Below are 13,041 nucleotides of genomic sequence, written 5' to 3'. Positions count from 1 at the left end.
TGGGCGCGGCTGATGGAGCGCATCCAACTTTTGGCCGACGGAACGCTTGCCTTTTGTGCCGTTCGGTTGGATGATTTACAGAGCTGTGGAGCAACGAAGGAAGATCTGGAGGGCTTTGTGGAGCAGATGCGCCGTCTCGCGGGCGTACGGGCCGCCGCCCTGCTGCGCGAGGATGCGCCCGGCGTCCACAAGTTCAGCCTGCGCTCCTTCGGTGAAACAGATGTACGGGCTGCCGCCGCCACACTGGGAGGCGGCGGACACCGGAACGCGGCAGGAGGGACCTTGCGCATGGAGGCCGCACAGGCGGCTGAAACGCTCATCAAGGCCGTCGCTGCCGTCCTTTGACAGCATGGCTGACAGGAAAGCTCAGCAATGCTCCATGACAGGAGGGAATCATGAACGAGCATGAACGAGTGCAGAACACTGGCGATGTCCCGGAACGGAAGCCGTCTGACCGGCGTCGTTTCCTGCTGGGGCTCGTGGCCGCCGGCCTGGCCTACGTCACGCCCACGCTGCTGGGTCTCGACGAGGCCGAGGCCGAACCGTGGAAGCATTCGAACAGGCGGCGCACGAGGCGCACACGCCCCAGCAACCGCAGGCGGACCAGGCGCACACGGCCCAGCAGACGCCGTCCTGACCGGACTCGCCCCGGGCGGACACGTCCAGGACGGACACGGCCCAGCAGACGGCCCGACAGACCGGGACCGCATAACGGCTACAGGACACGGCCTTCCCGCCGAGACGTCAGGCCCGGTCAAGGCGAAAAGCGCTTCGAGGGATTCGACCACGATCGCAGAAGACCGGATGGTCCACGCCGCGACATCTAACCAGCCGACATGAGCCGGGCGGCGGGTACAGCCTGCCGCCCGCGCGTCCCTCATGGGACTAACGCTTTTCTGACGCCACCCCCGCTATACACGAAGCTGTCCTCAACACCATACCAGCGGCACGCGCGGAACGCCTGCGCCGTCCGCCGCTGTACAGGGAGTCAGCACATGTCCGAACAGCAACAACGCGACAACACCGCAAAGCAGCAAGCGAACGTCAGCCGCCGCCGTTTCCTGCTGGGCCTTGTGACCGCCGGCATGATCTATACCGCCCCCACTCTGCTGGGGCTGGATGAGGCCCATGCCCACTCGTATCATACCTACCGTAGCCCTCGCTCTCGCCGCACTTACCGCAGCCCGCGGTCACGGCACAGCTATTACGGGCATCCGGGACAGGGCGGCTATCAGGGAGCCCCCACGGCGGGCGGCTATCAGGGCCCGACCGGGAACGCCGGTGGTTATCGCGGCGGCACCGCCTCCGCCCACGGCGGCGGCTTCCGCCCCAATTAGCCGACAGGCGGTCGTCGCATGTCGCCAGCAGCCTGCCGGGATATCCATTTCCAAGGGATAGCGGGGCCCGTACGCCTTTTGCCCGGCGCGGTTGACGGGACGGACGCGCTTCTGGACGCTCTCCGCCGGGTGCTGGGCTGCTGGCCGCACCACATCTCGCCCAGTGCGCCGGAAGGGGAGACGCCGCCCGGCTTTCTGGTGGAGCCGCTGGCGGACGGCGCTTTCCGTCTGCACGGGGCAAGCCCGGAAGCCACGGATTTCACGCCGTTCCATCCGCAGGATGCCGTGGCTCGGCTGCGGCCGGGCTACAGCCTCGAACCCAGCCTGACCTGCCTGGCCTGCACGCTGGCCGTGGAGCTGGTCGCCGCCTATGAGGCCCGGCACACCGACCAGATGGGCATCCATGCCGCGGCGGCCGTCCGCAACGGGCGCGCCGTCCTGTTTTGCGGTACGCACAAGGCGGGCAAGAGCGCGCTCATGGCCCGCCTGCTGCTGGGCGGCTGGCAGGGACTTGGGGACGATATGCTGGCCCTGAGCCCGGCGGGCGAACTGTTCTCCTATGGTTTCGCCCCCCGCCTGCGGCTTCCGCTGCCTGACTGCGGCCGTCTGGCCCCGCTGCGGGGACCGGATTCGCCGTACATCGCCTGTCAGGATGACTATTATCTCTGCTGCGATCCCGCGCAACTGCCCATGCTGGCGTGGGGAACGCTCCTGCCGGTGGATGCCGTCGTCATCCTGGACAGGCTGGAAACGTCGTCCGCCCTCCCCTGCGGTCTGCTGCCGCAAAGCCGACAGGACGACATGCGGGACGTGCTGCTGCGCTTCCTGCTGCGGGACGGACGGGCCGGTCTTGCCCTGCGCACGGCCTGCGACCTGCTCCAGCGCGTCCCCTGCCGCCTGCTGCGCTATCGCACGCTGGATGAGGCCGCCGGCCTGCTGGACGACTGGCTGGCCGCCGACCTCTCGTCCGACGCCTCGCCCCCACCGCCCTCCGCTCAGGACACGGCAGCCGCCTCGTTCCACGCGCCTCCCCCCCCATCCAAGGACGGCCTACGGCCACCACGGGCCTTCCGCCGCCGTCACGCACGCGGCGGCCATACGCCTCCCGACGCGCTTCCCACGTCCTGGCGGCAGCGTCCCGGCGTCATCTTCCGCCAGGACGACGGCGGGGGATTCCTGGCGCGCGACGAGGAGGCCGCCGGACGGGACGGCCGCGTCTTCCGACTCAACGGTATGGGTTGCGCGCTCTGGCAGCTCTGGGAAGAGCCGGGCAGCGATGCGGAACTGGCCGCCCTGCTGGCCGAAGCGTTCCCCCAGGCGGGCCTTTCCCGTATCCGCCGGGACGTGACGGCCCTGCGGCAGCGCCTGTGCGCGGCCGGTTTCCTGGAACAGGCGGACGTAAACTGATCGAACGGCCCGCCTGACGATCAGAACGCCGCGAAGCGCCGTTTTCCCCGCCGGAAAAGCTTTGACTTGTGGCCCCGTCACAGGTATGTTGCTGCATTGCGTATGATGACCAAGCCCAAACCCTCTGCCTTGCCGCAGCTGCATGGCGTGCTGGTGCTCGACAAGCCGTCCGGTCCCACTTCCGCCCGATGCCTTTCGGTGCTCAAACGTCTGGGACAGAAAAAGATCGGCCATGCCGGCACCCTTGACCCGTTGGCTTCCGGCGTGCTGCTCGTGCTGCTCGGACAGGGGACGAAGATCGCCTCGCACCTGCTGGCGGACGGCGGCAAAGTCTACAGCGGCGTGCTGCGCCTCGGACAGGAAAGCGACACTTGGGACAGTCAGGGGCAGATCCTGCGCGAACTGCCGTGGCAGGATGTGAGCGAGGCGGCCGTCCGTGAAGGGATCAGCGGCTGGCGGGAACTGACGGAGCAGGAAGTGCCCGCGTATTCCGCCGCCAAGCACGAGGGGCAGCCCCTCTACAAGCTGGCTCGCAAGGGCGTCGAGACGCCGGTCAAGATCAAACGCATGGAGATTTCGCAGGCGGAAGTGCTGGAAATGGCCCTCCCGCTTGTACGCTTTCGGGTCGCTTGCAGTTCCGGCACCTACATACGTTCCCTGGCCCACAGCTTGGGGAAACGACTTGGGTGCGGAGCCGTGCTCACGGAACTGACCCGCGAGTACAGCCACCCCTTCGGCCTGGATGCGGCCGTGTCGCTGGACGCCATCACGGCGGATCCGGCGTGCATGGTCCGCGGCCTGCGCCCGCTGGCGGAAGCCCTGCCCCACTGGCCGCGCGTGGATCTCACGCCGGACGAGGCGCGGCGCATCCGCAACGGGCAGACAGTGCCCTGCCGCGGCGAAGGCCGCCGCGCCCTGCTCATGGAAGCGGGCTGCGAGCTGGCCCTTGCCGAGCGCAGGGAACTGCCGCACGGCGACTGCTGGGCCGTATTGCGGGGGCTCTGGAACTAACCCTCTTCCTTATAAGGAGAACTGCTGTGGTGATGGATGCCAATCAGAAAAAGGCCGTTATCGACGCTCACGCCAAACACGAAGGGGACACCGGCTCCCCCGAGGTGCAGGTGGCCCTGCTGACCGCCCGCATCGAAGGCCTGACCGGGCACTTCAAGGTGCACAAGAAGGACTTCCACTCCCGCACCGGTCTGCTCAAGCTGGTGGGTCAGCGCCGCAAGATCCTGAACTACCTCAAGAAGAAGGATATCCAGCGCTACCGCGCTCTCATCGAGAAGCTGGGACTGCGCAAGTAATCCATCGTTTCGGAGGGGGAGCCGCGCCGCGGCTCCCCCTGCCGCCTTTTGCGGCAGGAAAAAAACGCCCCGGCGACGGGGCACAACGCAGGAAGGGGGGTCCGGGAAAAGCCGGCGCGCAGGGATCAGGCCGGTTTTTGGCGGAATCCCCTTCATCGAGGAAACATCATGTCTGATATGTTCAATCCGACCCGCGTCACCGCCGTGGTCGGCGGCAAGGAAATCATCTTTGAAACGGGACGCCTGGCCAATCAGGCCCACGGCGCCGTCTGGGTGCAGTGCGGCGGCACGGTGGTGCTGGTCACCGTCTGCTCGCAGCCGCTGGAGAACGACAAGGGCTTTTTCCCGCTGACCGTGGAATATTCCGAAAAAATGTACGCCGCCGGCCGCATCCCCGGCAGCTTCTTCCGGCGCGAGATCGGTCGTCCCTCCGAGCGGGAAACGCTTGTCTCCCGCCTCATCGACCGTCCCATCCGTCCGCTCTTCCCCAAGGGGCTCAACGAAGACGTGCAGGTGCTGGCCAGCGTCATTTCCGCCGACCCCGAGAACGAGCCTGACGTGCTGGCGCTCACCGGCGCTTCGGCCGCGGTGCTGCTCTCTCCCCTGCCCTTCGAGGGGCCGGTGGCCGGGGGCCGCATCGGCCGCATCGACGGACAGTTCGTGCTCAATCCCACCTACGAGGAACAGGAGAAGAGCGATCTGAACATCGTCTTCGCCGCCTCGGCCGACGCCCTGACCATGGTGGAAGGCGAGGCCCGCTTCGTGCCCGAAGACGTCATCATCGACGCGCTGGAATGGGGCCGCAAGGAGATCCAGCCCCTCATCACGGCCCAGCTCAAGCTGCGCGAACTGGCCGGCAAGGAAAAGATGCCCTTCACCCCCCACGAGGACAATCCCGTGCTCGTGGCCCGTGTGGAAGAGCTCGCCCGTGAGGCCGGCATCGAAGCCGCCTTGCGCGTGCCGGACAAGATGGCCCGCAAGGACGCCCGCAAGGACGTGAAAGACAAGGTCATGGAGGCCCTCAAGGCCGATCCGGCCTGGGCCGAGAGCGAAGAACTGCGCGAAGTGGGCGACATCCTCGGCGCGCTGGAAAAGACCATCGTGCGCGCCCGCATCGTCAATGAGGGCATCCGCATCGACGGTCGCGACACCAGGACGGTGCGCCCCATCCAGATCCAGACCGGCCTGCTGCCTCGGGCGCACGGTTCGGCGCTCTTCCGGCGCGGCGAGACCAAGTCGCTGGTGGTCACCACCCTCGGCTCCTCCACCGACGAGCAGCGCATGGACGGTCTGAACGGCGACGTGACCAAGCGTTTCATGCTGCATTACAATTTCCCGCCCTTCAGCGTGGGCGAGGTCAAGCCTGTTCGCGTCTCCCGGCGCGAGATCGGGCACGGCGCGCTGGCCGAGAAGTCCCTGCGGCCCATCCTGCCCGCTGACGAGGACTTCCCCTTCACCCTGCGCGTGGTGGCCGAGACCGTGGAATCCAACGGTTCGTCCTCCATGGCGGCGGTCTGCGGCGGTTCGCTCTCGCTCATGGACGCGGGCGTGCCTGTGAGCGCTCCCGTGGCCGGTGTGGCCATGGGCCTCATCAAGGAAGGCGACAAGTTCATCGTGCTGACCGACATCCTCGGGGACGAGGACGCCCTCGGGGACATGGACTTCAAGATCGCCGGCACAGCCGAGGGCGTGACCGGCGTCCAGATGGACATCAAGATCACCGGTCTGACCACGGAGATCATGCGTCAGGCCATGCAGCAGGCCCACGAAGGCCGTCTGCACATCCTTGCGGAAATGGCCAAGGTCATCGCGGAGCCGCGCAAGGAACTCTCCCGCTATGCGCCGCAGCACGCGGAACTCTATGTCAATCCCGACATCATCCGCCTGATCATCGGCCCCGGCGGCAAGAACATCAAGGCCATCACCACGGCCACCGGCGCTTCCGTGGACATCGAGGATTCCGGTCGCGTGTCCATCTTCGCCCCCACGGCCGACGCGCTGGACAAGGCGCGCGAAATGATCAGCTACTACGACCAGCGTCCGGAACTGGGCAAGAACTACACCGCCAAGGTCAAGAAGATCATGGAGATCGGCGCCATCGTGGAAGTGCTCCCCAATGTGGAAGCGCTCGTGCACGTCTCGCAGCTGGACGTCAACCGCGTGGAGCAGCCCGGCGACGTGGCCCACATAGGCGAAGATATGGTGGTCAAGGTCATCGAGATCAACGGCGACCGTATCCGGGCCAGCCGCAAGGCCGTCCTGCTGGAAGAGCAGGGCCATCCCTGGAACCCTGAAGAGACCGCCCGCCCGCAGCGCAGCCGCGGGGACAGGGGCGACAGGGGCGAGCGCGGGGACCGGCACGGCCGCGGCGGTCGCGGCGACCGGGGAGAACGGCGCGGCCAGTAAACTCATGAGCAGATAACGGCGCGGGATGGCAGGCCGATCCCGCGCCCGTTTCGCTGAGGCGGAAAGAACGGGGAAATCTATGCCCAAGAAAAGCGAAAATACTGAGCAGCCCGTGGAAGAAAAGAAAAAGAAAGCGCCCAAGGCCGAAAAGGCCGGCAAGGAAAAGAAGAGCGCCGCGGACAAGACGGACAAGAGCGACAAGGCCGAGAAGGGCAAGAAGGCCAAAAAGGCCGAAGCGGTCGAGGCCGCCCAGTCTCCCGAAGCGGCGGAGCCTGCGCGCGAGGCGGCGGAAGACCTGCAGCCTCTGGATGCCGAACATCCCGACCTCACGCCCGAGCAGGTGCAGGCCATCGTCAGCGGCGCGAACCGCACCCATGCCGAAGGGCTGGGCGATGCCTGGGCCGTCGTGCTGGGCCGCAATCCCGCCGCCCTCATGCCGCAGGTCATCAGCACCGTCCTGCATGAAGGGGGGACCCGCCCCGCATGGCAGTGGAAACGCGGCGGCAAGGAATATGTCCTCATGGCCTGGCCCCGAGAGGAGGCCCTGCGGGCTTCCGTGCTCTTGCGGGCCGAGGAGGAGGGCGGCCAGCTCCGTCCCTGCGACGCCGTCCCCCTGCTGGAAGGACAGCCCAACGACCTGACGGTGGAAAGCGTGCATCCCTGGGAGAACGGCTCCGGCGCGGACGTGGCCGTGTCCATGATCGAGGGGAAAAATCCCATGTGGCTTTACGATCCCCTCTATATCCGTGACAAGGACGACCTCACCCCCGGCATCACGCACACCTTTACGCTGGCCGGTCTCTGCTTTGCCGTGCGCAAGGCCCTGCTGGACGATGTGACCATCACCCAGGGCCCGCAGTACGAAGCCTACGCCGCCGACTGGCTTGCCGCCCATCCCGGTACGGGACGGCTGGACGTGCCGCCGCTCAAGGTCAGCATGAAGGGCCGCCGGATGATCATGCCGGGCCGCCGCTTCTGCGAATACCAGATCCGCGCGGAAGTGGAGGCGGTGCGGCAGGGCCAGCTGGAACAGATGCCCATCACGCTCATGTATCTGCGTTTTCCCTTTGAAGGACGCGAGCCCATGCTCCTGCCGGTCTATGCCTCGAAAATGGTGCTGAAGGACTACGAACCCAAAGCCGGGGACGAGATCGACGCCTATGTCTGGCTGCAGGGGCGCGTCATCGACTTTGACCCGCAAGCCCCCGACGCGGCCGAAGACAATACCCAGGCAGCGCCCCGGCAATAGTGCGTTTGCTCTGGAAAGGACGATTTGAAACGCAAAGCGATCCAAACGGGAAATGCTCTGCGTCACAATACGCCAAAAAACGACGGGCCATCAGCAATGATGGCCCGTTTCCTTTCCTGCGCGGCAGCGTTTTGCCGTTGGAAAAGACAAAACGCAAGGCGGCTGCGCAGCGTGCCGCCCTACAGAAGAGTGTCGCCCGCGAAGCCGTACAGCACGCACAGGCAAAGCATGGCCAGGAAGCCGGCCACCACGTCATCCAGCATCACGCCCCAGCCGCCGGGCAGCCAGTGCTCCGCGGCGCGGACAGGGCCGGGCTTGGCTATGTCGAAGATGCGGAAAAGGACGAAGGCCACGAGCAACAGCGGCCACGGGAAGCCCTTCGCCTCATAGGCAAAGGGCAGCAGCACCAGCCATACCCCCACCAGCTCGTCGATGACCACCTCGGCGGGATCGCTGCGCCCCAGCAGCACCTCCGCGCGGGAGGCGGCAAGCCCCCCCAGCACGAAGAGGATCACAAGCAGCGCTATGCGCCCCCACGGCGACAGCGGCAAAAAGAGCCACGGCGCCAGCAGGCAGGCTACCGCCGTACCACAGGTCCCCGGCATGATGGGCGAAAGCCCGGCTTTCCACAGACGGCAAAATCCCAGAATGAGCCATTGCGGCATGTTTTCCTCCTCTCCCGGTCGTCCGGGACAGCGGCAGGCGGCATGTCCGCCCTGCCGGTTAGCGTGTGTTCCTTCTCTCATCTCAAATGATCGCCCCGCTGGCGCGGGAGAGAGTTTGTCAAAAAATGCACGCAGCGTCGAGGCGTTCCGACCCGCCCCCTGTCCGGCCCATTGCCAGCCGCCGCCTTTTCCCGTATATAGTTGCTGAGGTTGTGAAATGGGCAGATATCAATGTGAAATGTTCGGGCAGTTCATCTACGGGGATATCCTGACCTACGAAGAACTTCAGGACGTCGAAGCCCTGTTCGTCCCCCGTCTGGACGAGCTGCTGCAACAGGCAGGCGCCGCCCATGTGGACTTCACCCCCACGGGGGACATCCTGCTGGTGCAGTGCGTCTTTGAAGCGCAAAAGACCTATATCTTCCGCAAGCTGGCGCAGGAGCTGGCCGCCCTGCTGCCGGAAGCGGTGCGCGGCAACCTGCTTTTCCTCAAGAAGGATCTCTCCGTCCAGCATCTGTACTGGCTGGAGGCGGGCAGCTGGCGTGAAGAGGAGCGGACGCTGCCGGAGAGCGCTCCGGAGCATCTGCCTGTCCGTCAAGTGACGTCCACGCCGCTCTGGCCTGTGCCGGAGCCGGAAGAAGAGGAAGAAGACGGAGAGACCGGAGCGGACGGAGAGAAGTCCGCGCCGGAAGCGCAACCAGATGAAGCGGCGGCTACGCCCGACACGACGCCCTCCTGTTGACGATCCCATGCCCGGATGGTGGAATTGGTAGACACAAGGGACTTAAAATCCCTCGGCCTCTGGCTGTGCCGGTTCAAGCCCGGCTCCGGGTACCACTTCTGATGCGTCTCTGACGCTTTCCCGATACGTCACCCATACGAGCATGACGCGCTCTCGTTGCGTACCTGATACGTTCCCTCCCCCTGCGAAAAACGCCTGCGGTAACAGCCGCTTGCGGATGCCACTGTTTCCTTTCGCCCTTCTCCGCCCCACGCGGCGCTCTTCCGTTCCGCTTCCGGCCATTGGTTTCTGCCGCCGCAAGGGGACGGCAACGCCCCTTGACAGTCCTCCGAGTGCTCAAATACAAAATGGAGTCTGCCCATCTCCCTGCCGGAAGCGGGCGCATCCATCGGGGATGTCCCTGCCGTGGCCGGGGGAGACGCTTACCGCCAGCCCGGTGCGCAGCAAGGAGAGGTCATGATCGGCGTAGACATGAAGGGTCTCATCGACAAATGCAACGGTTTCTGTACTCAGGCCCTGCACGCCGCTGCGGGATACGCCGTCAACCACGAGCATTATGAAGTCACGTTCGAGCACTTCCTGCTGTCCTGCCTCGAAGAGGAACACGGCGACGCCCCCCTGCTGCTGAGCCGTTCCGGATGCGATATCGCCCCTCTCCGGCGCGAGCTGCAGCGCAGCCTTTCCCTGCTGCGCAGCGGCAATACGGGGCGTCCGGTCTTTTCGCCCACCCTGCAGGACGTGCTGGAAGCCGGCTGGCTGGTCTCGTCCGTGGATCTGGGGGCCGCTGGTCTGCGCTCCGGCGGCGTGCTGCTGGCCTTCCTGCGCCGTCCGGGCTTCTATGCGCAGGGCGACTATCCCGCCCTGCTGCGTTCCCTCGACAGCGAAACGCTGCTGCGCGATTTCGCCCGCCTGACCGAAGGCACCTGCGAAACGGATGTCCTGCCGTCCGCCGGGGCCGCGGACATCGCCACCGGGCAGGCCGGACACGCGGGACAGGGCGGCGAGAGCTTCCTTGCCCGCTTCTGCGAGGACTTTACCGAAAAGGCCCGCGCCGGGAAGCTCGATCCGGTCTTTGGCCGGGATCAGGAGATCCGGCAGATGGTGGACATCCTGGCCCGCCGCCGCAAGAACAATCCCATCCTCGTGGGGGAGCCCGGCGTGGGCAAGACGGCGGTCATGGAGGGCCTCGCCCTGCGCATCAGTGAGGGCGACGTGCCGGAGACCCTGCAGGGGACGACCCTGCTCAGTCTGGACATGGGCCTGCTCGAGGCCGGGGCCTCGGTGAAAGGCGAGTTCGAACGCCGCCTCAAGGGCGTCCTGGACGAGATCAAGGCGTCGGAAAAGTCCATCATCCTTTTTATTGATGAAGCCCATCTGCTCGTAGGGGCGGGCAACAGCGCGGGCGGCTCGGATGCGGCCAACCTCATGAAGCCCGCTCTGGCGCGCGGTGAGATCCGCACCTGCGCCGCGACCACCTGGAAGGAATACAAGAAATATTTTGAAAAGGACGCCGCTCTGGCCCGGCGTTTCCAGCTCGTGCGCCTGGACGAGCCGTCGGTGGAGACCACGGGGCTCATTTTGCGCGGTCTGCGCGCCGGATATGAGGCCGCTCACAAGGTGCTCGTGCGGGACGAGGCCCTGCAGGCGGCGGCCGACTATGCCGGGCGCTACATCAGCGGACGCTTCCTGCCGGACAAGGCCGTCGATCTGCTGGATACGGCCTGCGCCCGCGTCAAGGTCTCGCAGGTAGCCAAACCCGGCGCGCTGGAGGACGCGGAACGCCGCGCGCAGGCCTGCCGCCGCCAGCTCGACGCGCTGGAACGCGACGCCGCCGAGGGGGCGGATGTGGACGAGAGCCGTTGCGCCGCCCTGCGGGACGCCATGACGGCGGCCCATGCCGAAGCCGAGGCGCTGGACGCCCGCTGGCGGGAGGAAAAGGAGCTGGCGCAGGCGGTGCTGGATGCCCGCGCGGCGCTGGCCGCCGCCCGTGCCGCCGCTGAGGATGCGGCGGAGCCTGACGCGTCGGAGGCTGTCGCGTCCGCCGGAGCGGCCCTGCGGACGGCCCGTGAAGCGCTCGCCGCCCGTCAGGCCGGGACGCCGCTGGTCAGTGTGGAAGTGACGGCCGATGTGGTGGCGCAAGTGGTCTCCGACTGGACCGGCATCCCCGTGGGCAAGGTGGCCCGCGATCAGGCCGGTCAGATCGCCGCGCTCGCGCAGACGCTGTCCGCCCGCATCCGGGGGCAGGACATGGCTCTGCGCGCCGTGGTGGAAGGCATACAGGCTGGCAAGGCCGGTCTGCGCGCGCCGGAACAGCCGCTGGGCGTGTTCCTGCTGGTGGGGCCCTCCGGCGTCGGCAAGACGGAGACCGGTCTGGCGCTGGCCGATGCCCTCTTCGGGGACGAACGCTCGGTCATCACCATCAATATGAGCGAATTTCAGGAAAAGCACACCGTTTCCCGACTCATCGGCTCGCCGCCCGGCTATGTGGGCTACGGCGAAGGCGGTCTCCTGACCGAGGCCGTACGTCGCCGCCCCTATGCCGTGGTGCTGCTGGACGAGGTGGAAAAGGCGCACCCCGATGTCATGCAGCTTTTTTATCAGGTGTTCGACAAGGGGACGCTCACCGACGGCGAAGGGACGGAAGTCAGCTTCCGCAATACGGTCATCATGCTGACCTCCAATCTCGGCTCGGAGATCACGCAGGCGCTTTGCGAAGGCTGCGAGGAACCGCCCGCCCTCGAGACCGTGGCCGCCGCCCTGCGGCCGCTGCTCTCCTCACATTTCCAGCCCGCGCTGCTGGCCCGTATGCATGTGGTGCCCTACCTGAACCTGAACGAGGAGATGCTTGCCTCCATCGCCGGGCTCAAGCTGGATGCGCTGGCCCGCAGGCTGGCGGCCAACAACGGTATGCGCTGCGTCTGGAGCGACAGCGTGCCGCGCTGGCTGGCCTCCCGCTGCACGGAGACCGAGACCGGCGCGCGCAACATAGATTACGTCCTTGCCGGGACCGTCCTGCCCGATCTGGCCCGCAGCATCCTCTCCCACATGGCCGGGGACTGCCCGCCGCAAGGCGTGCATCTGGACATCAGGGACAACGAGCTCGTCATGGATTTTGACGCTGCCTCCCCGGAGCACACGGCATGAGCAGACGCCCCTCCCTTCTCCTGACCCTGCTCGAAGAGAACGAAGCCCTTGCCCGCTCGCTGGGCGGGGAGATCTCCCGCCTCGGGGCCGATTGTCAGGCGCATTTTCTGACGGGCATCACCGATGCGCAGGCACTGGCCCCGCTGCTGACGGAGGTCTGCCGCCCCGACTGCGGGGCATGGCTCATCGTCGGCAACGCACAAAGTTTCGCCCGCAAGGATATCCTGCGGGGGCTGGCCCTCACGGCGCTGGCCGTGCAGCATACGCGACGACAGGAAGCGGGGCGGGCGCTCCCTATCCTGCTGGCCCCCTCCGGCGGCGAGCTGCCGCCGCTGCCGCTCCCGCTGGCCGATGCGGACGTGGTCACCAAAAATATCGGGGCCAGAGCCATCGCCCGCCTGCATACGCCGGGGACTCTTGCCGCGCCGCCCTACCGCCTTGCCGTCCATGCCCGGCCCGGCCTCGGCCTCTGGCTGGAGTGCGGCCCGGCGCATGACCCGTGGGAGGGCGTGCTGCTGGGGGCGTGCGGCTGCGCGCCCGACGCGCACGGCGTGGGACAGGCCGGGACCATCCCGCAGCGCTGTACCCTGCACCACCCCTTGCGCGGGCTGCGGCTCACGGCGGCCGAACGGGAATTCACCGCCTGGGGGACAGGCAACCGTCTGACTCCGGCCGACAGTTATTTCGTCCGTCTGGACGGTCTGCCCGATGCGCTGGTCTTCGGCCCGCTCCCCGACGGCGACGCGGCGGACCTCTTCGTGCTGCCGCTCTGTTAGGGCCTGTT

At 66.7% G+C, this 13,041-nt stretch carries 11 protein-coding genes and 1 tRNA gene; 11 read left to right on the top strand and 1 reads right to left on the bottom strand.

Annotation, left to right across the window (positions count from 1 at the left end; all coding sequences use genetic code 11):
• The 7 genes from Q0K00_RS01560 to Q0K00_RS01530 form a co-directional block, all read left to right on the top strand.
• Positions 1-345: DHHA1 domain-containing protein (locus Q0K00_RS01560; RefSeq protein ID WP_297226829.1), on the top strand; the 345-nt coding region annotated here is incomplete at its 5' end.
• A gap of 650 nt (positions 346-995) precedes the next feature.
• A complete protein-coding gene (locus Q0K00_RS01555; RefSeq protein ID WP_297226828.1) occupies positions 996-1,337 on the top strand; it encodes a hypothetical protein in 342 nt (113 codons plus the stop codon).
• Between the two features lie 18 nt (positions 1,338-1,355).
• On the top strand, positions 1,356-2,744 hold the full coding sequence (locus Q0K00_RS01550; protein ID WP_297226827.1) for a PqqD family peptide modification chaperone: 1,389 nt from the start codon (positions 1,356-1,358) through the stop codon (positions 2,742-2,744).
• Positions 2,745-2,846: 102 nt separating this feature from the next.
• On the top strand, positions 2,847-3,755 hold the full coding sequence (truB, locus tag Q0K00_RS01545) for a tRNA pseudouridine(55) synthase TruB (protein ID WP_297226826.1): 909 nt from the start codon (positions 2,847-2,849) through the stop codon (positions 3,753-3,755).
• A gap of 32 nt (positions 3,756-3,787) precedes the next feature.
• Positions 3,788-4,051 (top strand): 30S ribosomal protein S15, encoded by a 264-nt coding sequence (gene rpsO / locus Q0K00_RS01540; RefSeq protein WP_296304391.1) that lies wholly within the window; start codon positions 3,788-3,790, stop codon positions 4,049-4,051.
• A gap of 168 nt (positions 4,052-4,219) precedes the next feature.
• Positions 4,220-6,457 carry a polyribonucleotide nucleotidyltransferase gene (pnp, locus tag Q0K00_RS01535; RefSeq protein ID WP_297226825.1) on the top strand — a complete coding sequence of 746 codons (2,238 nt, stop codon included), beginning with the start codon at positions 4,220-4,222 and terminating at the stop codon, positions 6,455-6,457.
• Positions 6,458-6,536: 79 nt separating this feature from the next.
• Complete coding sequence (locus Q0K00_RS01530) at positions 6,537-7,706, top strand: hypothetical protein (protein ID WP_297226823.1); 1,170 nt, start codon at positions 6,537-6,539, stop codon at positions 7,704-7,706.
• Between the two features lie 179 nt (positions 7,707-7,885).
• Here Q0K00_RS01530 and Q0K00_RS01525 read toward each other — a convergent pair whose 3' ends face one another.
• Positions 7,886-8,371: a phosphatidylglycerophosphatase A gene (locus Q0K00_RS01525; protein ID WP_297226821.1), complete on the bottom strand. Its 486-nt coding sequence runs from the start codon at positions 8,369-8,371 to the stop codon at positions 7,886-7,888.
• 217 nt (positions 8,372-8,588) lie between these two features.
• Between Q0K00_RS01525 and Q0K00_RS01520 the strand changes: the two genes are divergently transcribed.
• From Q0K00_RS01520 to Q0K00_RS01505, 4 genes are all read left to right on the top strand, one after another.
• Entirely contained in the window at positions 8,589-9,113 is a 525-nt protein-coding gene (locus tag Q0K00_RS01520; protein ID WP_297226819.1) for a hypothetical protein, read from the top strand.
• Between the two features lie 9 nt (positions 9,114-9,122).
• A tRNA-Leu gene (locus Q0K00_RS01515) sits at positions 9,123-9,208 on the top strand.
• Between the two features lie 361 nt (positions 9,209-9,569).
• On the top strand, positions 9,570-12,257 hold the full coding sequence (tssH, locus tag Q0K00_RS01510; protein WP_297226817.1) for a type VI secretion system ATPase TssH: 2,688 nt from the start codon (positions 9,570-9,572) through the stop codon (positions 12,255-12,257).
• Positions 12,254-13,033, top strand: coding sequence for a hypothetical protein (locus Q0K00_RS01505; protein ID WP_297226816.1), 780 nt, complete (start codon positions 12,254-12,256; stop codon positions 13,031-13,033). Before tssH ends, Q0K00_RS01505 begins: the two co-directional genes overlap by 4 nt.
• The last annotated feature ends 8 nt before the right edge of the window (positions 13,034-13,041 follow it).

Origin of the sequence: uncultured Desulfovibrio sp., assembly GCF_944327235.1 — a bacterium.
In the GTDB taxonomy this organism is placed as follows: domain Bacteria; phylum Desulfobacterota; class Desulfovibrionia; order Desulfovibrionales; family Desulfovibrionaceae; genus Desulfovibrio.
This window is presented reverse-complemented; position numbering and strand designations above follow the sequence as displayed.